Source organism: Micromonospora sp. NPDC047812 (assembly GCF_040704175.1).
Lineage (GTDB): Bacteria > Actinomycetota > Actinomycetes > Mycobacteriales > Micromonosporaceae > Micromonospora.
The window spans coordinates 261,310-282,764 of sequence record NZ_JBEYRY010000006.1 but is presented as its reverse complement, the minus strand read 5'-3'; the positions used below and the strand labels follow the sequence as shown (position 1 = coordinate 282,764).

At 75.1% G+C, this 21,455-nt stretch carries 17 protein-coding genes; 4 read left to right on the top strand and 13 right to left on the bottom strand.

The genetic code is table 11. The features are described 5' to 3' along the window. Positions 1-197: 197 nt before the first annotated feature. Both AB0883_RS23180 and AB0883_RS23175 read right to left on the bottom strand, forming a co-directional pair. Positions 198-944, bottom strand: a complete 747-nt coding sequence (locus AB0883_RS23180) for a hypothetical protein (RefSeq protein WP_366643290.1) — start codon at positions 942-944, stop codon at positions 198-200. A gap of 16 nt (positions 945-960) precedes the next feature. Further along, positions 961-1,590, bottom strand: coding sequence for an RNA polymerase sigma factor (locus tag AB0883_RS23175; protein ID WP_366643289.1), 630 nt, complete (start codon positions 1,588-1,590; stop codon positions 961-963). A 548-nt stretch (positions 1,591-2,138) separates the two neighbouring features. On the opposite strand from AB0883_RS23175, the gene AB0883_RS23170 reads away from it, so the two are divergent. Then, positions 2,139-3,500 carry a protein kinase gene (locus AB0883_RS23170; RefSeq protein WP_366643288.1) on the top strand — a complete coding sequence of 454 codons (1,362 nt, stop codon included), beginning with the start codon at positions 2,139-2,141 and terminating at the stop codon, positions 3,498-3,500. A 268-nt stretch (positions 3,501-3,768) separates the two neighbouring features. Then, positions 3,769-5,031 (top strand): nucleotide sugar dehydrogenase, encoded by a 1,263-nt coding sequence (locus AB0883_RS23165; RefSeq protein WP_366643287.1) that lies wholly within the window; start codon positions 3,769-3,771, stop codon positions 5,029-5,031. 59 nt (positions 5,032-5,090) lie between these two features. Here the strand turns inward: AB0883_RS23165 and AB0883_RS23160 are convergent, their stop codons facing one another. From AB0883_RS23160 to AB0883_RS23140, 5 genes are all read right to left on the bottom strand, one after another. Beyond that, positions 5,091-7,574 (bottom strand): FtsX-like permease family protein, encoded by a 2,484-nt coding sequence (locus AB0883_RS23160; protein WP_366643286.1) that lies wholly within the window; start codon positions 7,572-7,574, stop codon positions 5,091-5,093. Beyond that, a complete protein-coding gene (locus AB0883_RS23155; RefSeq protein ID WP_366643285.1) occupies positions 7,571-8,365 on the bottom strand; it encodes an ABC transporter ATP-binding protein in 795 nt (264 codons plus the stop codon). Before AB0883_RS23155 ends, AB0883_RS23160 begins: the two co-directional genes overlap by 4 nt. A gap of 149 nt (positions 8,366-8,514) precedes the next feature. Beyond that, complete coding sequence (locus tag AB0883_RS23150) at positions 8,515-9,180, bottom strand: response regulator transcription factor (protein ID WP_366643284.1); 666 nt, start codon at positions 9,178-9,180, stop codon at positions 8,515-8,517. Beyond that, entirely contained in the window at positions 9,177-10,421 is a 1,245-nt protein-coding gene (locus AB0883_RS23145) for a histidine kinase (RefSeq protein WP_366643283.1), read from the bottom strand. Before AB0883_RS23145 ends, AB0883_RS23150 begins: the two co-directional genes overlap by 4 nt. 62 nt (positions 10,422-10,483) lie before the next feature. Continuing rightward, on the bottom strand, positions 10,484-11,170 hold the full coding sequence (locus AB0883_RS23140) for a DUF305 domain-containing protein (protein WP_366643282.1): 687 nt from the start codon (positions 11,168-11,170) through the stop codon (positions 10,484-10,486). 139 nt (positions 11,171-11,309) lie between these two features. Between AB0883_RS23140 and AB0883_RS23135 the strand changes: the two genes are divergently transcribed. After that, positions 11,310-12,761, top strand: a complete 1,452-nt coding sequence (locus AB0883_RS23135) for a hypothetical protein (protein ID WP_366643281.1) — start codon at positions 11,310-11,312, stop codon at positions 12,759-12,761. 69 nt (positions 12,762-12,830) lie between these two features. On the opposite strand, the gene AB0883_RS23130 is transcribed toward AB0883_RS23135, so the two are convergent. From AB0883_RS23130 to AB0883_RS23105, 6 genes are all read right to left on the bottom strand, one after another. Further along, the gene (locus AB0883_RS23130; protein WP_121398663.1) at positions 12,831-13,052 is read right to left on the bottom strand and encodes a DUF2188 domain-containing protein; all 222 of its coding nucleotides are present in this window, start codon (positions 13,050-13,052) and stop codon (positions 12,831-12,833) included. 115 nt (positions 13,053-13,167) lie between these two features. After that, positions 13,168-14,100 (bottom strand): PfkB family carbohydrate kinase, encoded by a 933-nt coding sequence (locus AB0883_RS23125; protein ID WP_366643280.1) that lies wholly within the window; start codon positions 14,098-14,100, stop codon positions 13,168-13,170. Between the two features lie 125 nt (positions 14,101-14,225). Next, complete coding sequence (locus tag AB0883_RS23120) at positions 14,226-15,836, bottom strand: asparagine synthase-related protein (protein WP_366643278.1); 1,611 nt, start codon at positions 15,834-15,836, stop codon at positions 14,226-14,228. A gap of 4 nt (positions 15,837-15,840) precedes the next feature. Then, positions 15,841-16,803 carry a DUF5715 family protein gene (locus tag AB0883_RS23115; protein ID WP_366643277.1) on the bottom strand — a complete coding sequence of 321 codons (963 nt, stop codon included), beginning with the start codon at positions 16,801-16,803 and terminating at the stop codon, positions 15,841-15,843. 140 nt (positions 16,804-16,943) lie between these two features. Further along, a complete protein-coding gene (locus AB0883_RS23110; RefSeq protein ID WP_366643276.1) occupies positions 16,944-17,738 on the bottom strand; it encodes an isocitrate lyase/phosphoenolpyruvate mutase family protein in 795 nt (264 codons plus the stop codon). A gap of 581 nt (positions 17,739-18,319) precedes the next feature. After that, positions 18,320-19,069 (bottom strand): winged helix-turn-helix domain-containing protein, encoded by a 750-nt coding sequence (locus AB0883_RS23105; protein ID WP_366643275.1) that lies wholly within the window; start codon positions 19,067-19,069, stop codon positions 18,320-18,322. A gap of 131 nt (positions 19,070-19,200) precedes the next feature. Here AB0883_RS23105 and AB0883_RS23100 point away from each other — a divergent pair, with 131 nt between their 5' ends. Further along, a complete protein-coding gene (locus AB0883_RS23100; RefSeq protein WP_366643274.1) occupies positions 19,201-21,420 on the top strand; it encodes a family 43 glycosylhydrolase in 2,220 nt (739 codons plus the stop codon). The last annotated feature ends 35 nt before the right edge of the window (positions 21,421-21,455 follow it).

The following is a 21,455-nucleotide window of genomic DNA, read 5'->3' as shown; positions in this document are numbered from 1 at the left end:
GGGCCCCCTTCCGGCCGACTTCCGTTCCGTGTCACCGTAACGCCACCCACCGTCATCGGCGCGGGCGTCGGTGGCCCCACCCACTTCTGTCTAGCAGACGAATTCCGCGCGACAGACCGGAACGTGCAGCGGAAACGGGTCTCCCGGCCCGCCGCGCGGGCCGGGAGAATCAGCGGCCGGGACCGACCGCGAGGACGTCAGCCGGCCGGGGTCGGGGTCGGCCCCTTCTCCGGCTTGTCCGGCGACGCCTTCGCCGCCGCCTCGGGCACCAGTTCCCCGCAGAAGCCCTCGACCTGCTCCCGGCCGCCCGCCGCGGTCACCAGGTGGGCGAACGAGGGGCTGTCCAGCGCCTTCTCCCGCTGCGCCGGCTTCTTGACCAGATATGCCCGGCAGAGTCCGCGCAGTTGTTCGGTGCGCTGCTGCGGCGTCCCCGGCGCGTCGCCGGCCGTGCTGCCGGGGACGGATGCGCCCGAGGTCGCGGCGGCGGAGGAGCGGGCCGGGGTCCCGGTGGGGCGGCCACCGGTGTCTCCGGTCGGTCCGTCCCGGTGCGGGTCCGTGGTGGTGGGTGCCGCCGGGGCCGCCGGCGACGGGGTGGCGGGGCGGGGCGGCGGGTCGTCGGCCCGGTCCAGCGTGACGGCCGCGAAGGCGGCGCCCGCGGTCGCGGTGACCGCGATCCCCGCGCCCCAGGCCACGGCGCCGGCGGTGAACCGGCGTCGGCGCGGCGACGGGGTGCCCCCGGCGGCGGGGCCGGCCGCACGGGCCGCCCGGAAGGCCGCCACGGCGTCCTCCTCCCCGGCCAACTCGCCGGGGCGGGCGGGAGCGGCGGCGGCGGAGAGCAGCCGGGCGAGCGGGTCGGACCCCTCGGTGTCCGGCGTACGGGCGGCGTCGAGGAGCCGGTCGGACGCGCCGCGGTCGGCGGGCCGCTCGGTCCGGCGGAAGAACATCCTGAATCCCCTCACGTCAACCGTCCGCCGGCTCGGCGTGCGACGGCTGCCGCCGGCCGTTCCGCGGTCGGGGCGGCGCGGCGGCCTCGGGGGTGGTCGGCGACCGGCTCGGGTCGTAGCGTTCCATCAGGGCCGCGAGCCGGCGCAACCCACGGTGGGCGGCGGTACGCACGGCACCGGGCCGGCGGCCGAGCACCCGCCCGGCGGTCTCGGCGTCCAGCCCGACGACCGCGCGGAGCAGGACGGCCTCGGCCTCGCGCGGCGGCAGGGTGGCGATCAGCGCGAGCGCCGCCTCGGTGCCGATCGTCTCGCCGGCCCGTTCGGCGGTGTCGGCGTCGCCGGCCAGCTCGGCGAGCGCCTGCACCGGCACGGGCAGCGAGGGGCGGCGGCGTTGCCGGCGCAGGTGGTCCATGGCCCGGTTGCGGGCGATGGTGACGGTCCAGGCCCGGAACTCGCCACCGGTGAAGCTGGGCAGGTCGCGGGAGACCTGCAACCAGGTCTCCGAGGCGACGTCCTCGGCGTCCGCGCCGACCAGGGCGGTCAGGTACCGGAGCAGACCGGGCTGGAGGCTGCGGTAGAGGAAGCGGAACGCGTCCTCGTCGCCGGCCTGGGCCGCCACGACAGCCTCGTTCAGCTCACCCGCCATGGGGTCGCCGCTTCCGTCCCGTGGACACGCGCAGGCGGCGCACGCCGACCCGGACGTGCGCGAGGCAAGCACGGTCCGGCAAACGGACCTGATCCCGCACCCTCAGCCCCCCGCTGACCTGATCACGCCCGGGACCGCGTCGCCCGGACGTTACGTCTGGACTCCTGCCGTGGCGGCACGGCCGGTGGCGCAGGTGCCGCGGCGACGCCGTGGGGCGGGCCCGAGTCGGGCTAACGCTAGGAGCGCCGGGTCGATCGGGCAAGCCCGCCCCGATGGGCAAAAGAGTGAGAATTATCTAGCCGTTCGGACGGCCCGTCGCCGTAACGACGCGGACGGCCGGGACGCTGCGCCCTCTCGGTGGGCGCGGGCGGCGGCGCATTCGGCCAGCCCACGGCGGACATGGGGGGAATGTCGTCACGCACGGTCCACGGGCGCTCACAGCGTATCCGAGGCGGGTCCGGTCCCGCCGCCCCCGCCGTGCGGGCGGCACGGGTCGGGGCGACGGCACGCGGCGCGCCGATCCCCGCCGGTCTGGGTACGGTAATGCTGTGTTGTCATCGGAGGTCGTACTCAGCGGTCGCTACCGCCTGGACGAGCGTGTCGCCACAGGCGGCATGGGCGACGTCTGGCGGGGCAAGGACCTCGTCCTCGGCCGCCAGGTCGCGGTCAAGGTCCTGCTGCCGGCGCTGGTCTCCGACCCCGACTTCATCGCCCGCTTCCGTGCCGAGGCCCGGATCATGGCCGCCCTGCGCCACCCGGGCATCGTCCAGGTCTTCGACAGCGGCGAGGACGACCTGCCCGACGGCGGGCGGGCCGACTACCTGGTCATGGAGTTCGTGACCGGTCAGCCGCTGTCCAAGCGGATCGAGGCCGCCGGGCGTCTCGACGTGGCCGAGACGATGGCGATCGTCGCGCAGGTCGCGCAGGCGCTGCACGCCGCGCACCTCGGCGGGATCGTGCACCGCGACGTCAAGCCGAGCAACCTGCTGGTGCAGGAGGACGGCAGCGTCGTGCTGGTCGACTTCGGCGTCGCCCGGTCGACGAACATCACCAGCATCACCAGCACCAACGCCGTGCCGGGCACCGCGCTCTACATGGCGCCGGAGCAGGCCGCCGGCCGACCGGTGTCCGGGGCGACCGACATCTACGCCCTCGGTGCGGTGGCCTACTGCTGCCTCAGCGGCAGCCCGCCGTTCACCGGCGACAACCCGCTCCAGGTCGCCGTGCGCCACCTCGACGACGAGCCGCCGGAGTTGCCGCACGACGTTCCGGAGGCGGTCCGCGCGCTGGTCTCCCGTGCCCTGGCCAAGGACCCGGCCGACCGGTTCAGCAGCGCGGCGGCGATGGCCGAAGCGGCCCGCGCCGCCGTGTCCGACCCCTCCGCGCCGACCGCCATGGTGCCCGCCGCCGCGGCGGCGGGCGGCGTCGACCCGGGCACCCGCACCGACGTGCCGATGGCCGCGACCGCCGCCCGCCGTAGGCGACGTGGCACCCTGGTCGGCGCGGCGGCGGCGGTGCTGGTGGCGCTGGCCGGGCTCGGCGCGGCGCTCGGAATGACCAGCGAGGCCGACGCACCGGCGGTCAAGGTTCCGCAGGCGACCACCCCGGCCGCGGAGCCGAGCGGCGGGGCCGAGGCGCCGGTGGACCAGGAGGACGCCCCCGTCGACCCCGGCCGGCCGTTCCGGCCCACCGGCTCCACCTCCAGCCCTTCGCCGTCGGCCACCGCACCTCCGGTCACTCCCCAGCCGAGCGGGTCGGCGGCTCCGGAGTCGCCGGACCCCACCAAGACCGACGATCCCCCGGCAGCGACGCCCAGCAACCCCGCCCCGACGCAGACCACACCGCCGGCGCCGGAGCCGACCGAGACGCAGACCACCCCGGTCGACCCGGCCAATCCGCCGGTGGTCTGACCGCCTGCCCTGCCGCGAGCCGCGGCGCGCCGGGCCTGCACCCCGGGCTCCGGGCTCCGGGCTCCGGCGGACGGTCGCCCGGCGACGTCGCGGTCCCGCAGCTCGGGCCGCGGTGCTTTCGCGCCGCCGCCCGAGGCCGCTGCGCGTGATCCTGTTTCGACGCTGCGGTGACCCACCGGCACCGATAATCCCAAACCGGACTTACGGGCACACAAATCGCTCTAGGCTCCCGAGCAGGTTCTTTCCGCCGTCTGCCTCGGGAGCCCGGGTGAGCGTTGAGAAGTTGGTCGTGATCGGCCAGGGGTACGTCGGCCTGCCGCTGGCCATGCGGGCCGTCGAGGCCGGCCTGGACGTGGTCGGCCTGGACGTCGACTCCGACCGGGTCAAGCGGCTCGCGTCGGGCGAGTCGTTCGTCGAGGACATCCCCGCCGACCGGCTGGGCCGGGCGCTGGGCAGCGGCCGGTACCGGCCGAGCACGGCGTACACCGACGCGGAGGGCTTCGACATCTGCGTGATCACGGTGCCCACGCCGCTGCGCGACGGCACGCCCGACCTCAGCTTCGTGGAGCAGGCAGGCGTCGGCATCGGCCCGTACGTGCGGCCGGGCTGCACCGTGATCCTGGAGTCCACCACCTATCCCGGCACCACGGAGGAGCTGCTGCGCCCGCTGCTGGAGTCGGCCAGCGGGCTGCGCAGCCCGGGCGACTTCCACCTGGGCTACAGCCCCGAGCGGATCGACCCGGGCAACCGGACCTGGCGCCTGGAGAACACCCCGAAGGTGGTCTCCGGGATGGACGCGGTCGCGCTCGCCCGGGTGGACGGGTTCTACCGCCGGCTCGTGGAGCGGACCGTGCCGGTGGACTCCACCCGGGTGGCGGAGCTGACCAAGCTGATCGAGAACACGTTCCGCCAGGTCAACATCGCCCTGATCAACGAGCTGACGATGCTCTCCCACCACCTCGACATCGACGTCTGGCAGGCGATCGAGGCGGCGGAGACCAAGCCGTTCGGCTTCATGCCGTTCCGGCCCGGCCCGGGGGTCGGCGGGCACTGCCTGCCGATCGACCCGTGTTACCTGTCCTGGCAGGTCAAGCGGCGCCTCGGGCGGCAGTTCCGGTTCATCGAGCTGGCGAACGACGTCAACCACGAGATGCCCGAGCACGTGGCCCAACGGATCATGAACGGGTTGAACCGGACCGGTCGCGCCGTCAGCGGGGCCCGGCTGCTGCTGCTCGGGCTGGCGTACAAGAAGAACACCGGTGACATGCGGGACTCCCCCGCCGTCGACGTCGCCCGGCGGCTGCAGGCCCTCGGCGCGGACGTCCGGGCGGTGGAGCCGTACGCGGAGCCGCACCAGATCCCGGGCGGCGTGCTCGTGGTGGAGCTGACCGAGCGGGAGGTCCACGCGGCGGACGCGGTGGTGGTGGTCACCGACCACGACGACTTCGACTACGACCTGGTGACCCGGCACGCCCGGTACGTCTTCGACACCCGCAACCGGTGCGCCGGCCCGGTGGTGGAACGCCTGTAGACCCGGCACCGCTGGCCGGTCCCGTCCCCCTGACGGGCGACGGGACCGGCCGGCGGATGTCACTGGTCGCCGAGCGCCTCGACCACCGGCCGGGACAGCGCCCGGCGGGCCGGCAGCACCGAGGCGACCAGGGCGGCCACGACCGCGACGCCGAGGATCAGCGCCAGCTGCCCCACCGGCAGCACCACGGCGAAGTCGCCGCTGATCCGGGCCAGCAGGGCCATCGCGGCGGCGCTGACTCCGGTGCCGAGACCGACCCCGAGCAGCGCGCCGACCAGCGCCATCAGCACCGCCTCGACGGCCAGCATGGCCCGCATGCGCCCCCGGGTCAGGCCGACCGCCCGCAGCACGGCGTTCTCCCGGGTCCGCTCCACCACCGACAGGCTCAGCGTGTTCGCGACCCCGACCAGCGCGATCACCACGGCCAGGCCCAGCAGCGCGGTGACGAGGGCGAGCAGCATGTCGACCGTGGCGGTGAGCATCTTCTTGTACGCGCCCTGGTCCATCAGGTTGGCCGTCGGATACCGGGCGACCACCGCCTCGATGGCGGTCCGGGCCCGCTCGGCGGAGACCCCGTCGGCGGGGTCGATCTCCGCCAGGTAGCCCCGCTCGTCGGGGAAGAGGGCGGCGAAGTCGGCGTCCACCACGTCGATCACGTGGCCGTCGGGGACGGAGCTGCCGGCGAGCGTCGGTCCGTCGGCGGTGACGACCGCGGCCACCCGCAACGCCCGGCCGCGCACGGTGACGGTGGAGCCGGTCGTCCAGCCCCTGGCCTCGGCCAGCTCCCGGTGCACCAGCACCCACCCGGGTCCCAGCCGGTCGACGTCGCCCGCCACGACGCCCGTCAGCGTCCGGGCCACCAGGGCGGGGTGCGCGGCCTGGATCCGCACGCCGGCGGCGACGGCGCCGCGCTGCTCGTGCACCACCGCCAACTCGGGTCGGGCGCGCAGCTCGGCCACGAGCGGCGCCGGCAGGTCCCCGCCGATCCCGGTGACCAGCCAGTCGACCCCGATCTCCGCGTCCACGCTGCGCTCGATGCCGTCCTTGGTGCTGCGGGCGCCGACCACGAAGGCCGACACCAGTCCGATCCCGATCACCAGGGCCGTGGCGGTCGCGGCGATCCGGCGCGGGTTGCGCACGGCGTTCGCGACGGCCAGGCCGGCGGTGGCCCCGAACAGCCTGCGGGCCGGCCACCCCAGCACCCGGACCAGCGCCGGCACGAGCACCGGGCCGAAGAGCACGATGCCGAAGAAGGTGAGCACGCCGCCGGCGGCCACGAGCACCACCTGGACGGCGTACGCGGCGCCGACCAGCGCGGCGATCCCGGCGGCGAAGACCAGCGCCCCGGCGGTCAGCCGGAGCCGGCCGGCACCCCGGGCGGGCTGGACCGCCGCGTCGGTGAGCGCGGCGACCGGGGCGATCCGGGTGCCCCGCCACGCGGGCAGCAGGGCGGCGCCCATCGTGATCGCCGTGCCCAGGAGCAGGCTGACCAGCACGGTCGACCCGGTGACGGTGAGCCCGCCGGAGGTCGGCGCGTCGAGCCGCGCCAGCACCTGGTTCATGCCGCCGGCCACGGCCACGCCGATCAGCACGCCGGCCGCGGAGGCGACCAGCCCGACCAGCGCGGCCTCCAGCAGCGCGGCACGGAACAGCTGGCCCCGGGTCGCGCCGACCAGCCGCAGCAGCGCCGTCCGCCGGGTCCGCTGGGCCAGCACGATCGCGAAGGTGTTGGCGATGACGAAGCCGGCGACCACGACGGCGACCCCGGCGAAGGTCAGCAGCGCCATGTTGAACTGCTGGAGGTCGCGGACCGCGTCGGTCACGGCGTCGTCGAGGATGCGCTGCCGGTCCTTGACGGTCGCGCCGGCGCCGGCGGCCGCGGCGGCCCGCTCGACGAGCGCCTCGTCGGCCGCGCCCGGCCGGGCGGCCACCATGATCCGGTCGTAGCCCCGCTGGCCGGTCACGGCGAGGGCGTCCGCGCCGACCAGGCCGATGAACGGACCGCCGACGTCGCGGGCGGTGCCGGCCACGTCGACCGTGCCGACCAGGGTGTACGGGCGGGCCGCTCCCCCGCCGCCGCCGACGCGTACGGAAGCGCCCAGGGCGAAGCCCTCCTCGTCGGCGGTCGCGGCGTCCAGCACGACCTCGCCCGGGCGGTCGGGCAGCCGGCCGGCCACCACGTCGTACGAGCGCAGCGCCTCGTCGACGGGGATGGCGGCGAGCACGGCGTAGCCGAGCACGGGACGGCCGTCGGCGCCGACGACACCGCCGGAGCCGAGCAGTTCCCCCTCGGCGGCGGCGACCCCGTCGAGGGAGCGCACCTTCTCGACCAGGGCGGCCGGCAGCGGGTCGTCGGTGGTGGAGTAGACGGCGAGGTCGGTGTGCCGGTCGAACGCCCCGGCCCGGTCGTACGCGCCGGCCCGCATCCCGTCGACGAAGATCAGCGTGCCGGCGATGAACGCGACGCCGAGCACGACGGCCAGCGAGGAGAGCATCAGGCGCAGTGCCTCGGCGCGGAGCTGGCGCAGGGTCGTGCGGATCACCGGGTCACCGCCTCGCGGCCGGCGGCCGGTACGCGCGCCGGGTCGAGGCCGGCGAGCGCGTCGAGCACGCGCTCGGCGGTCGGCGCGGTGAGGTCCCGCACCGGTCGGCCGTCGGCGAGGAAGACCACCCGGTCGGCGTGCCCGGCGGCCGACGGATCGTGGGTCACCATGATCACCGTCTGGCCGAGGGTGTCGACGGCCTCGCGGAGCAGGCGCAGCACCTCGGCGCCGGAGCGCGAGTCCAGGTTGCCGGTCGGCTCGTCGGCGAAGATGACCCACGGCTTGGTGATCAGCGCGCGGGCGACCGCCACCCGCTGCTGCTGGCCGCCGGAGAGCTCGGCGGGACGGTGGCGCAGCCGGTCGGCGAGCCCGACCGCGGTGACGACCTGGCGCAGCCAGGCCCGTTCCGGCCGCCGGCCGGCGATCGCCAGGGGCAGCACGATGTTCTCCTCCGCGGTCAGCGCCGGCAGCAGGTTGAACTTCTGGAACACGAAGCCGACGCGGTCGCGGCGCAGCAGGGTGAGCCGCTTGTCGTCGAGGCCGGCGAGGTCGGCGTCGCCGATGCGCACGCTGCCGGAGCTGGGCCGATCCAGCCCGGCGAGGCAGTGCATGAGCGTGGACTTGCCGGAGCCGGAGGGGCCCATGATGGCGGTGAACCGGCCGGCGGCGAAGTCGACGTCGACCCCGTCGAGGGCGACGACGGCGGCCTGGCCGGAGCCGTACCGCTTGGACAGGCCGCGGGCGGTGACCGCGACGCCGGCGGTGGCGTGCGCGGGAGGTGCGACGGACACGTGGAGCTCCCCGTGGAGATCGTGGCTGGGACGTCTCCGACGCTATGGGCGCCGCCGCTGCGGCCGCGTCCACCCGCGCGTGGTGATCCCGCTGCGACCTGGGGAGCCCCTGACGGGGTGGGCCCGTACGACCTGGGTCGTAGACCGGCTCAGCCGCCGGGGGTGACCAGCCCCGTCTCGTACGCCAGCACCACGGCCTGCACCCGGTCGCGGAGCTGGAGCTTGGCCAGGATCCGGCCGACGTGCGTCTTCACGGTGGCCTCCGCGACGTGCACCCGGGCGGCGATCTCCGCGTTGGAGAGCCCCTGCGCCACCAGCAGGAGGATCTCCCGCTCGCGTTCGGTGAGCTGGCCGATCCGGGGGTCCTCGGCGGGCCCCGGACCGAGCTGCCCGGCGAACCGGTCGAGCAGCCGCCGGGTGATGGACGGGGCGACCACCGAGTCGCCCTGGGCGACCACCCGGATGGCCGCCAGCAGCTCCTCCGGCGGGACGTTCTTGAGCAGGAAGCCGCTGGCGCCCGCCTGGAGCGCGGCGAAGGCGTCCGCCTCGGTGTCGAAGGTGGTGAGCACCAGCACCCGGGGCGATCCGGCGGGACGGTCCCGGCAGATCCGGCGGGTCGCCTCGACCCCGTCCATGGTCGGCATCCGCACGTCCATCACCACGACGTCGGCCTCGACGCGGGCCAGCAGCCGCAGGGCGTCGGCGCCGTCGATCGCCTCGCCGACGACCGCCAGGTCCGGCTGGGAGTCCAGCACCATCCGGAAGCCGGCGCGGACCAGCGCCTGGTCGTCCACGATCACCACGCGGACCGTCATGCCGCCGTCACCTCCGTCGTCGGGGACGTCGACGGTAGCGGTAGCCGCGCCTCGACCTGCCAGCCCCCGGCGAGTCGCGGCCCCGCGGTGAGGCTGCCGTCGTACACGCCGACCCGCTCGCGCATGCCGACCAGGCCGTGCCCGCCGGACGGCGCCGGGCTGACCGGCGGCCGGCCGCGTCCGTCGTCGGCCACCCGGACCAGCACGGCGTCGCCGGCGTGCGTGACGGTGACCTCGACGTCGGCGCCGACACCGGCGTGCTTCAGCGCGTTGGTGAGCCCCTCCTGCACCACCCGGTAGACGGTCAGTTCCAGTCCGGGCGGCATCGGCGCCGGCTCGCCGGAGACCGCGTGCCGGGTCCGGAGGCCGGCGGCGCGGAACCGGTCGAGCAGGGCGGGCAGCTCCGCCAGCGCCAACCGGCGGTGCGCCGGGTCGGCGGTCGCCCCGGCGGCGCCGGGCGCACCCGCCGCGCCGGGCCCGGCCTCCGCGTCCGGCGCGTCGGGCTCCCGCAGTACGCCGACCAGCCGGCGCATCTCCTCCAGCGCCTGCCGGCCGGTGTCGGCGACCACCTTCACCGCCTGGCGGGCGGTCTCCGGGTCCCGGTCGAGCATGAACCGCGCCCCGTCGGCCTGCACGATCATCACCGCCATGCTGTGCGCCACCACGTCGTGCAGCTCGCGGGCGATGCGGGTGCGTTCCCCGGCGACCGCGGCGCGCGCCTCCGCCTCGCGTTCCCGTTCCAGGGTGGCGGCCCGCTCCTCCAGGCTGAACACGTAGAGCCGGCGGGTGCGCACGTTCAGCCCGACCAGCCAGACCGCCCCGGTGACCAGCCCGTAGTAGATCGCCGTCGCCCACCAGGAGATGGCGCCCCGGGTCTGGAGGCCGGCCAGCACCACCCCGACGGCGGCGCCGATCCCGGCGAGGACCCCGTCGCGGAGCCGGTCGGCGTACTTGACCACGCTGTACAGGGCGATCAGCACGGCGACGTCGAAGGCCAGCGGCCCCCACCCGGCGACCACCTGCACCAGCGCGAGCGCCGCCACGACCAGGGCGACCGCCGACGGGTGGGTCCGGCGGAACAGCAGCGCCACCGCCATCGCGGCCCCGACCAGGGTGGCCATGCCGCCGCCGGGCTGGTTCGCCAGGCCGGCGAGGCCGAGGAGCGCCACCGTGGCGGAGACGAAGGCGTCGAAGGCCACGCCGCGCAGGGGGCGGCCGAGGATCGTGCGGTTCACGGTCACCCAGCGTACGTGCCGCAGGTCAGGGGGTCACTCCGCCCCGGAACTTGGCCGGGCCGCCCGGCTCAGGCCAGCAGCTCGCGCATCCGGTCGATCTCGACGGTCTGCTCGGTGGCGACCGAGTTGGCGAACTCCGACAGGGTGAGGTCGGCGCCGACCTTGAGCAGGTCCGTGGCCATCTGGACCGCGCCCTGGTGGTGCTCGGTCATCATCCGCACGAAGAGCCGGTCGAACTCGGCGCCCCGCGCCGCCGCGAGCTGCCGGATGGCCTCGGGCGTCTGCATGCCCCGCATGCCGCCGTGGTCGTGCCTGTCCCCCTCGGTGGAGAGCCCGCGAGCCTGCAACCAGCCCCGCATCAGGCCGATCTCCGGGCCCTGGCTGGCCCGGATCCGCTCGGCGAGGGCGCGCAGGGCCGGGTCGCCGGCGCGGTCGTCGGCCAGCTCCGCCATCTCCAGTGCCTGGGCGTGGTGCGGGATCATCATCCGGACGAACCAGACGTCCATCGAGTTGTGCCGGGCCGTGGTGGCGTCGCGCATCTCCTCGGCGGGCCGGACCGCGGCGGTCTCGCCGGGCCGACCGGGAACGATCACCGCGGGGCGGCTCGGACCGGCCGGGACGGACGTCGCGGCGGCGGCCTGTCCCGCCGGCGCCGTGGTCGGGCCACCGGCGGAACGGGACAGGACGACGACCACCACCGCCAACAGACACGCGGATATGACGACGGCCAGGGTCCGCGCGCGACGGCGGGTCATGGGCCACTCCCCCCGGTAGAGGTCATGGCGATGCTATCCATCGACGGACCAGCTTTCATGTGATCTGCGTCACATCGATGGAACTCTTGGGACGGTTAGGGTGTCCACAATCGCCATCCCCTCGCGAAGGACGTCGCCGATGACCAGTTTCCGCACCTTGCGGGCCAGGCGGCTCACCACCGTGAGCCTGGCCGCGGCCGGCCTGCTCCTCGCCAGCGTCGCCACCGCCGCACCGGGAAGTGCCGGCGTGGCGACGCGGTCGGCCCCCTCGGGCACGGTGGGCGCCACCAACACCATCCCGGGCGTCGACGAGATCGTCAGCAGCCCCAACCTCCGGCAGGTCGCCAACCTGCCCAAGCAGGCGCCGCTGGACGCCACCAACAGCGACCTCGCCTTCCAGGGCCGCTACGCCTTCGCCGGCAACTACAACGGGTTCGTCGTCTACGACATCTCCCGGCCGACCGCGCCGACGGTGGTGTCGCAGGTGTACTGCCCCGGGTCGCAGAACGACATCTCCGTCCACGGTGACCTGCTGTTCCTCTCCACCGACTCCTCCCGCAGCGACGACTCCTGCAACAGCACCAGCGCGCCGGCGACGGAGAAGGCGTCCTGGGAGGGCATCAAGATCTTCGACATCAGCGACAAGGCCAGCCCCCGCTACGTCAAGGCGGTGGAGACGGCCTGCGGGTCGCACACCCACACCCTCGTGCCGGGCAAGGACCGCAAGACCGTCTACCTGTACGTCTCCTCGTACAGCCCGCGGGCGGAATTCCCCGACTGCCAGCCCCCGCACGACTCCATCTCCATCGTCAAGGTGCCGGTGAAGTCCCCCACGGAGGCGGCGGTGGTGGCCTCCCCGAACCTCTTCCCGGACGGCGGCTACGAGGGCCGGCCCGGCGGTTCGGCGACCACCGGTTGCCACGACATCACCGCCTACCCGGAGAAGGACCTCGCCGCGGGCGCGTGCATGGGTGACGGCATCCTGATGGACATCTCGAACCGCGAGGCCCCGCGGCTGATCAACCGGGTCCGGGACACCGTGAACTTCGCGTTCTGGCACTCGGCCACGTTCAACAACGCCGGCACCAAGGTGGTCTTCACCGACGAGCTGGGCGGCGGCGGCGCGGCCACCTGCACCGAGGCCATCGGACCGGAGCGGGGCGCGGACGCCATCTACGACATCACCGGGCGCGGTGACGCCCGGACGATGGTCTTCCGCAGCTACTACAAGATCCCCCGGATCAACGCCGACACCGAGAACTGCGTGGCGCACAACGGCTCGCTGATCCCGGTGCTCGGGCGCGACATCATGGTCCAGGCGTGGTACCAGGGCGGCATCTCCGTCTGGGACTTCACCGACTCGGCCAACCCGAAGGAGATCGCGTTCTGGGAGCGGGGTCCGCTCTCGGCCGACCGGCTCGTCGGCGGCGGCACCTGGTCCGCGTACTACTACAACGGCTACATCTACTCCAACGACATGACCAAGGGCCTCGACGTCCTGAAGCTGACCGACTGGCGCACCTGGTCGGCGAACCTCGTGCGCTACCGCGAGCTGAACGTGCAGACCCAGCCCAGCTACCTGAGTTGGTAGTCGCACACAACGCCGACGGGCCCGACCCCCACGGGGGTCGGGCCCGTTCGTGTCCATCGCGGACGGCGGTCAGCCGGCCGGCGGGTACGGGTCGTTCTGGTAGGTGTACTCCGTCTCGATCTTGCCGTCGGACGTGTGCACGACGAGCTGGCTCGGCTCGTTGCCGTGCGCCGCCCGGCGCCCCGCCTCGACGGCGAGCTGCTTGGTGTCGAACGTGCCGACGACCTGGTTGCCCTGCTCGACCTTCCAGCCGCCACCGTTCGGCACGACGTGGTATTGATTGCGCTTCATGTCAGTCACCCGCCTCTCGGTCAGGCTTCCGGGATACCCGGGCCCCGGCGGCGGAAAACCCTCCTCCGTGGACAAACGTCCGTCGCCGCCGTCGGCACCCGTGGGTGAGCGCCGGTCACCCGGCCGGGATCCGGTCGAGCTGCGCGCGGATCGCCTCGGGCGTCAGCGCGGGCCGGCCGCCCGGATGGCCGACGGTGGCACCGGCCGCCGCGACCGCGTACCGCGCGACCCGCTCCCGGGGCTCACCGCGCAGCACGCCGAGGGTCAGCGCGGCGACGAAGGCGTCCCCGGCGCCGGTGTCGTCCACGGTGGGCGTCTCGCTCAACGGCACGAACAGCTCGCCGTCCGGCCAGACGAACGCGTTCCCCTCCCCGGCCACCTCGATGGCCAGCAGCGACGGGCCGCGACGCAGCAGCCCTCGCCCGGCGGCGAGCCCCGCTTCGGCGTCCCGCGGCGCGTCGCCGGTGATCAGCTCGACCTCCTGCGCGTCGGCACGCAGCACGTCGGCGACGGCGAGCAGCGCGTCGACGTCGGCCGCGTCGGTCGGCGCGCCGTCGAGCACGACCAGCCGGCCGGCCTCCCGGGCGGTCCGGGCCGCGGCCAGGGCGGCCCGCGCCGGCTGCTGGAGTTGCACCAGTACGGCCCGTGCGGCCCGCAGCGCGGATGCCGCCCCGGCGACGTCGTCGGCGGTGAGCAGGGTGGCCTCGGGAAGGTCCTCCAGGTAGCGCCAGTCGGCGTCGGCGTCGACCACGTCGACGATGAGCCCGGTCGGGGTGCCGGGCCGGCGCCGTACCCACTGGACGTCGATGCCGTCGGCCCGCGCCTGCGCCAGCAGCCGCTCCCCCACCTCGTCGTCGCCGACCACCCCGAGCAGACCGACGGCGGCGCCGAGCTGCGCCAGCCCGACGGCCTGGTTGGCCCCCTTGCCGCCGAGCAGCTCCCGTCGCCGCCGTACCGGTGCGCTCCCGCCGGCCCCCGGCACCTCGTCCACCAGCAGCACGAGGTCCCGCGCCACCTGCCCGACCACCATCACGTCCAGTCCCGCCATGCCCGGACCACTACCCGCGAACGCCCGGATTGATCCGCGCCGAGCGCGAGGCGTGCGCGGTCGCGAGGCACGGCCGGTCGCGAGGCACGGGCCGGCCGACGCCGCGAGGGGCGCGTGCCGACCGGTCACCCGGGCAGCGGCGCCTCGTCGCCCCGCGTGCGGCGCGGCCCGACCAGCCGGCGCACCATCGGGGCGGCGTTCCACTTCGCCGCGCCGGCCAGGTCGCGGGCGTGCTCCAGCAGGGTGTAGTCGGGCCGGGCCCGGCCGTCGGCGATGGCGCGGTCCAGGTCGTTGCCGCACCGGGTCAGCACGGTGTCGAAGTCGCGGCGCACCGGTTCGAGCAGGTGGTAGCCGAACGAGCGGTGCAGCCGGGCGAAGAGCGGCTTGTAGAGCCGGGCCCGCTCGTGCAGCCCCGAGGAGTACGACATCGGGTTCTTCGGCCGGCGCCGGACGTAGTCGGGCAGCAGGTCGGCGAAGGCCCGCCGGACGATCCACTTCTCCTGCCCCTCGCGCATCTTCAGCCCGATCGGCAGCCGCATCGCCAGCTCGACCAGGCTCAGGTCCAGAAACGGCACGCGGGCCTCCACCCCGTGCCCCATGCTGGCCCGGTCGACGCGCTGCAACTCCGTACGGCAGAGATTGCGGATCTTGTGCAGGAAGAGCCGGCGGGACGCCTCGGGGCCGACCTCGTGGTACATCGGGTAGCCGCCGAACAGCTCGTCGGAGCCGTCGCCGGTGAGCACCACCTTCACGCCCAGCTCCCGCAGCCGGCGGAACAGCGGAACGGTGACCACCGCGTTGATGATGTCGCCGTACTCGGTCAGCTCGGACATCCGGATGGTCTCCCGGATGTCGGCCAGCCGGATGTCGCGCGGGCGCACCTCGACCACCTCGTGCGGCACCCCCAGGTCCTTCGCGAGCCGCCGCGCGTACGCGACGTCAGGGCTGTCGGGCACCCCGACCGTGACCGCGACACAGTCGGGGTGCATCTCGCGCACGTGCAGCAGGGCCAGCGAGCTGTCCAGCCCGCCGGAGAGCACCACCCCCACGGTGAGGTCGGTGTCCACCCGCATCCGGATGCTGTCGGTGAGGGCGGCACGGACGAGCAGGGCGGCCTCGTCCGGGTCGTCCACCACCGGCAGCCCTTCACCGAGGGTCAGCAGGTCGACGTACGCGCGCAGCCGGACCGGCCCGCCGGGCTCGGCCCAGCCGTGGTGCCCGGGCGGCACCTCGACGATCGGGGCGCGGTGTCCCACCAGCGCCTTGACCTCGCTGGCGACGTGCAGGCAGCCGGGCGTGCGCGCCCAGTACAGCGGCTTGACGCCGAGCGGGTCCCGGACCAGGTAGGCCCGGCCGGTGGCGCGTTCCACGACGGCGAAGGCGTACTCGCCGCGCAGCCGGGTCACCATGCCCTCGCCCCACTGCAGGAACGCGGCGAGCACCACCTCGGTGTCGCCGGCGCTGCGGAAGCGGTGCCCCAGCCGGACCAGTTCCGCGCGCAGCTCGGAGTGGTTGAAGACCTCGCCGTTGTAGCAGAGCAGCCACCGCTCGTCGGCGGAGGCCCAGGGTTGCACCGCGCGTTCCCGGTCCACGATCGGCAGCCGGCGGGTGCCGGTGAGCAGGCCGTTCTCGTAGCGGGTCTCGGTGACCTCGCCGCGGGGGGCGAGGGTGGCGAGCATCCGCCGGAAGATCGTCGGATCGGCCTCGGGGCCGAGGCTCAACGCGATGCCGCACATCGGCTCAGGCCCCCATCTCGGCTTCGTACGCCCGGCGCAGCCGCCGCCGCGCCGCCGGCGCGAGGCACAGGTGCCACGCCTGCCCCTCGTCGACCACGTTGACCTCACCGGCCCGCTGCCGGGCAAGCAGCAGCTCGGCCAGGGTGTCCCGCGCGCCGAAGCGGTCGAACCACTGCATCTCGACGTCGACCGCCCAGCCGAGGCAGTGTCCGCTGGGCATCATGGCGGCGTACCCGAGTCGGCGCAGCCGGTGCTGGTGCTCGGCGCTGCGGACCAGGCTGGTCACCCACAGCGGCGGCGTGGCGGGCGGGGTGCTGGCGGCGAACTGGCGGGCGACGTCGTTGAGCAGCGCCACCATCTCGCGCCGGGCCCGCCGGAAACGCAGTCCGGCGGTACGCGGCGTGGCGTCGGGCCGCAGCCGGCGCCGCACCGCCCGCATTCCGCGGCGCAGCAGCGTCCGCGGCTGCTCCGTGTAGCGGAAGCGCAGCAGGTCCCGCCGGCGCAACCACTCCAGGTCCACCAGCTCGGGACTGGCCTCGACCTGGGCGTCGGTGAGGAAGGTGGGAGCGTCGCGCCACCACATCACGTCGACGCGGGAGAGCAGGTAGATCCGCACCAGCGCGGTGAGGTCGGCGGCGGAGCTGCGCGCGTTGGGCTGGTAGCGGGCCATCTCCAGCAGCAGCGTCTCGCGGGCGCCGACGAGCCCCTGCGGGGTGGCGTCGAGCACGGCGGCGATCGCGGGCTCGCGCAACCGGTCGTCGATCAGCACCTGCCGGGCTGCCGTGCAGGACGCGCCGGCCAGGGCGCCCACCTCGACCAGCAGCTCGGCCACGGCCGTCCGGTAGGCGTCCAGGTCCGGCGCGGCGGCCGGCCGCGGCGGGGTGGCGAACGCGCGCCGCCGGGTCGGGGCGGCGGGTGTGACGGAGGAGCCGGGCTGCTGTCCCGGGCTTCGGCTGGGCACTCGCATGGTCGGGTCCTCTCTCCCGTCACGACATCACTGTGTGCATCGCCCTGCACACACCGTAATCGGACCGAGAGGGATGAGTCCGAACAATCCTCCTATCTACTCCTTAGGGACGTGCGGCGGTCACCGCCGCGCACGAAGGGTCACGGTCGGGACGCCGCGCTCAACCGCTGCACCTCGGCGTACGAGGGCGGTTCCGCGCGCGGCGCGGCGTCGGACCGGACGGCGTCCAGGGCGTCCAGGGCGGCGCCCAGCGCGGCCCGGAACAGCAGCGAGCCCGTGCTCACCCGGGCCACGCCGAGCGCCCGCAGCTCGTCGAGGGTGGGCCCGCCCGGCCGGTGCAGCACGTTCAGCGGCGCGTCGATCCCCGCGACGAGCGCGGCGACGGCGGCGGCGTCCGGCGCCCCGGGCACGAAGATCCCGTCCGCCCCGGCGGCCAGGTAGGCGCGGGCGCGGCGCAGGGCCTCCGGCAGGGGATCGGGCGTGCCGAGCCACCACGCGTCGGTGCGGGCGTTGACGAACAGGTCGGGCGCCGCGGCCTTGATGGCGGCCACCTTCGCCGCCGCCAGCTCGGGCGGGTCGAGAGTGCCGTCCGCCCGGCCGTCCTCGACGTTCACCCCCACCACCCCGAGCGCGGCCAGCTCCGCCGCCAGCCCGGCGACGACCGCCGGGTCGTCGGCGCACCCCGCCTCCACGTCGACGGTCACCAGCACCGGGAGCCGGCGCAGCGCCCGGGCCAGGCGGAGGTTCTCCGCCCGGGTGGCGGCCGCCGCGTCCGGCACGCCGGCGGCAGCGGCGACCCCCAGGCTGGTGGTGCCGACCGCCGGGTACCCACGCGCCGCGAACGCGGCGGCGCTGGCGTGGTCCCAGGCGTTGGGCAGCAGCAGCGGCCGGGCGGCGTGGTGCAGGGCGTGGAAGGCGGCACAGCGCGCGTCCATCCGGGTTCCACCTCGATCATGCTCGGGCCCGTGGGCCGGCGACGGTCCTCTCCCGCGACGGTATGACCGGAATTCTTCGGCGCCCGCCGAAACGTCGGCTGCCGGCGCGTGCGCTGCCGTCACGGTCGGCCACGGGACCCTCCAGGGATCGTCGCGAGGGTCGACGTCAGCCACTCCGTCACTTGACGTGACGGCCAGAGCCGAGCGGCCATCACGCCTCCGGCCCCTTTGCTCTGCATCCACATACGCAACAGTTACGGACGGTCAACGAGACTTGCGCCCTCGATCAACGCTCCCTGTTCGAACCTCCAGTTCAGCCTGGTGGTGCGCCGAGGAATGCAGAGCAAAGGGCGCAGAGGGGAACCGGGCGGCCGGGACGGCGGCAGTGACAACGAGTAACCAACTCGGTCGTCACGAACGGTAACGACGGTGACGGCTGGGGCCTCGCCGGCCGCTCAAGGGACGAGGTCAGGGCCGTCACCAGAGATCGCCAACTGCATCGAGGAACGAGGCCCGGAGGCGCCGAGCAGGGCGGACGAAGCACGACCCGGTCAGGCACGGACCGGTCAGGCGCGACCCGGTCAGGCGCGACCGCTGCCGCGGTCCGGCGCGGTCGTGGGCGGCGCGAGGTCGGCCGGGGCGAGACCGAGTGCGGCGGCCAGCGCCGGAGCACCGTCCGGGGTCAGCCGGACCTCCCGTCCGCCGCCGCGGGTCAACCAGCCCGCCTCGAAGAAGCGGGTGCACAGCGCCGCGCCCAACGCCCCGGCCAGGTGCGGCCGACGCTCGGTCCAGTCCAGGCAGTCGCGCACCAGGGGGCGGCGGGCGGCCCGCAGCGGCGCGATCGGCACCCCCAGCTCAGCCAACCAGCCCCGCCCGGCCGAGGTGAGCGCCGACCCGCCGGCGTCGTCGAGCAGCCCGCGCGCGAGCAGCCTGTCGCGCAGCAGCACCCCGAGGTGCCCGGCCAGGTGGTCGTAGCAGGTGCGGGCGTACGCCAACGCGGCGCCGGCACGGGCGGCGCGCAGCGAGCGGGCCGGCTCGGACCGCCCGGGCGCGTAGCCGGCCAGATCCTCGACCAACTGGGCCGCCGAGGGGCCGGCGAGCTGGACGTAGCGGTGTCGTCCCTGCCGTTGCTCGACCAACAGCCCGCCCCGGACCAGCCGGGTGAGGTGGTCGCTGGCGGTGGACGGGGCCACCCCGGCGAGCCGGGCCAGCTCCCCCGCCGTCCACGCCCGGCCGTCGAGCAGGGCCAGGCAGATGCGGGCCCGGGTGTCGTCGGCGAGCAGGGCGGCGAGCCGGGCCAGGGCCCGGCCGTCCGGCGCGGGGATGGTCACGGACCCATCCTGGCACGGGCCCCCTGCGGCCGGCACCGAAGCGTCGCCACGTCTTTACAACGTTGTATCCAACGTTGTACAAACGGACGCGCACCGATCCTGATCGAACTCCCGCACCCGAGGCAGGTCTGATGGGACATCTCCGCCGCGCCGGGGCGCTCGCCGCCGCCATCGGTCTGGTCCTGGCCGCGACGGCGTCCGCGCCGGCCGCCGCCACGCCCGATCCCCGCTACCGCAACCCCGTCTCGGCCGGGTTCGCCGACACCTTCGCCGACCCCGTCATCGTCCGCGGTGAGGACGGCTTCTGGTACGCGTACGGCACCACCGACCCGCTGCGCGAGGGCGAGGGGACGTTCCACGGGGTGCCCACCGCCCGCTCGGCCGACCTGGTCGACTGGACGTACGTCGGGGACGCCTTCGGCGCCGGCCAACGCCCGGCGTACGCGGCCCCCGGCGCCGGCTTCTGGGCCCCCGACGTGCGCCGGATCGGCGACCGCTGGGTCATGTACGTGACCGTCACCGACACGACCGTCTCCCCCGACGGGGGTGACTTCGCCGTCGGCGCGGCCACCGCGCCCACCCCGACCGGCCCGTGGACCTTCGCCGACCAGCCCGTGGTCGCGCCCCGCCCCGGCGGTGGCGGGGGCTGGCTGTGGACCATCGACCCGAGCCAGTTCACCGACGTCGACGGCCGGCACTACCTCTACCACGGCAGCTACTACGGCGGCATCTCGGTGACCGAGCTCTCCGCCGACGGGCTGCGCGCGGTCGGCACGCCCACCCTGGTCGCCATCGACAACAAGTTCGAGGGCAGCCACGTGGTGCGCCACGACGGCTGGTACTACCTGTTCGCCTCCGCGGCCAACTGCTGCGCCGGCCCGGCCACCGGCTACTCCGTGCACGTCGGCCGGTCCCGCGACCCGCGCGGGCCGTTCGTCGACCGCGACGGCATCGCGCTGACCGCCTCCCGGGCCGGCGGCACGCCGGTGCTCACCCAGAACGGCAACCGGTGGATCGGCACCGGCCACAACGGCTTCCTGACCGACCTCTCCGGCCAGGACTGGATCGTCTACCACGCGATCGACCGCGCCGACCCGTACCTGGACGAGCCGTTCGGCATCAACGAGCGGCCGATGCTGCTGGACCGCCTCGACTGGATCGACGGCTGGCCGACGGTGAACGCCGGCGCCGGCCCGTCCGAGGGCGCCCGGCCCGCGCCGGTCACCACCGGCCGAGTGGACGAGCGCTTCGACGCCGGGCTGGCCGGCTGGCGACGCGGCGCCGGGGACTGGCGGGTCGCCGACGGCCGGCTCACCGGAAGCGGCGCGCTGACCAGCCGTACGACCGTGGGCGGCGACGTGCGCGCGGAGGCCGACCTGCGGCTGCCCGCCGCCGCAGCGGCCGGGCTCACGCTCGGCGACCGGGTCTCGGTGCGGGTGGACGCCGTCGCCGGCCGGCTGGTCGCCCGCGACGGCGTCCGCACCGCGAGCGCGCCGCTGCCCGCCGGCTTCGACGCCGCGGCCGGGCACCACCTCGCCGTCGAGGTCCGCGGCCGGCACCTGGTGGCCGAGCTGAGCCCGGCCCGGCTCGGCGACCAGTTGGCGGTGGTGTCGCTGCCGCTGGCGCGGCCGGTGGCCGGGCGGCTCACGCTCACCGCGACCGGCGGGGCCGCCGGGTTCGACAACGTCAGCGTCGCCCGGCTGCACCGGCCGGTGCGCCACGCCGTGGCCGAGCCGCGGGCGGGCCGCCTGCTGCCGGCGTTCTCCGACGAGTTCACCGGCGGGCTGGACCCGGCGTGGCGGTGGGTCCGGCAGGACCCGGCGGCCACCGTGTCCGGCGGGGCGCTGCGCTGGCCGGTGCAGGGCGCCGACCTGACCGGCACCGGCAACACCGCCGGCGTACTGCTGCGCGACGCGCCCGTCGGCGACTACGTCGTGGAGACGAAGGTGACCCTGGACCTCGGCGAGGAGACCGTCCGCAACTACCAGCAGGCCGGGCTGGTCGCCTACGTCGACGACGACCGGTTCGCCCGGCTGGCGCAGGTCGCCATCTGGAACACCCGGCAGGTGGAGTACGGCTACGAGCTGCCCTTCGCCGGCCAGCCGGTCTACGGCGGCAACATCGTCGGCACCCCGGCGACCACCACCTGGCTGCGGCTGGCGCACCGGGTCGACCCGGCCACCGGGGAGCACGAGTTCCGGGCCGGCTCCAGCCGGGACGGGCGGAACTGGACGTGGGGCGGGGTGTGGGCCTTCCCGGCCGACACCACCCCCCGGATCGGGCTGGTCGCGCACGGCGGCGCCGACCCGGCGGTCACCGCGCACTTCGACTACCTGCGCTTCCACCGCTGAGCCGCGCGATCGGTCGGGCCCCCGCCGGACGGTGG

What these genes read in the sequence shown, in the direction of transcription:
- AB0883_RS23180 (WP_366643290.1), bottom strand. Translation starts at nt 944, where the DNA reads ATGTTCTTCCGCCGGACCGAGCGGCCCGCCGACCGCGGCGCGTCCGAC.
- AB0883_RS23175 (WP_366643289.1), bottom strand. Translation starts at nt 1,590, where the DNA reads ATGGCGGGTGAGCTGAACGAGGCTGTCGTGGCGGCCCAGGCCGGCGAC.
- AB0883_RS23150 (WP_366643284.1), bottom strand. Translation starts at nt 9,180, where the DNA reads ATGACGGTCCGCGTGGTGATCGTGGACGACCAGGCGCTGGTCCGCGCC.
- AB0883_RS23140 (WP_366643282.1), bottom strand. Translation starts at nt 11,170, where the DNA reads ATGACCCGCCGTCGCGCGCGGACCCTGGCCGTCGTCATATCCGCGTGT.
- AB0883_RS23135 (WP_366643281.1), top strand. Translation starts at nt 11,310, where the DNA reads ATGACCAGTTTCCGCACCTTGCGGGCCAGGCGGCTCACCACCGTGAGC.
- AB0883_RS23130 (WP_121398663.1), bottom strand. Translation starts at nt 13,052, where the DNA reads ATGAAGCGCAATCAATACCACGTCGTGCCGAACGGTGGCGGCTGGAAG.
- AB0883_RS23125 (WP_366643280.1), bottom strand. Translation starts at nt 14,100, where the DNA reads ATGGCGGGACTGGACGTGATGGTGGTCGGGCAGGTGGCGCGGGACCTC.
- AB0883_RS23120 (WP_366643278.1), bottom strand. Translation starts at nt 15,836, where the DNA reads ATGTGCGGCATCGCGTTGAGCCTCGGCCCCGAGGCCGATCCGACGATC.
- AB0883_RS23115 (WP_366643277.1), bottom strand. Translation starts at nt 16,803, where the DNA reads ATGCGAGTGCCCAGCCGAAGCCCGGGACAGCAGCCCGGCTCCTCCGTC.
- AB0883_RS23110 (WP_366643276.1), bottom strand. Translation starts at nt 17,738, where the DNA reads ATGGACGCGCGCTGTGCCGCCTTCCACGCCCTGCACCACGCCGCCCGG.
- AB0883_RS23100 (WP_366643274.1), top strand. Translation starts at nt 19,201, where the DNA reads ATGGGACATCTCCGCCGCGCCGGGGCGCTCGCCGCCGCCATCGGTCTG.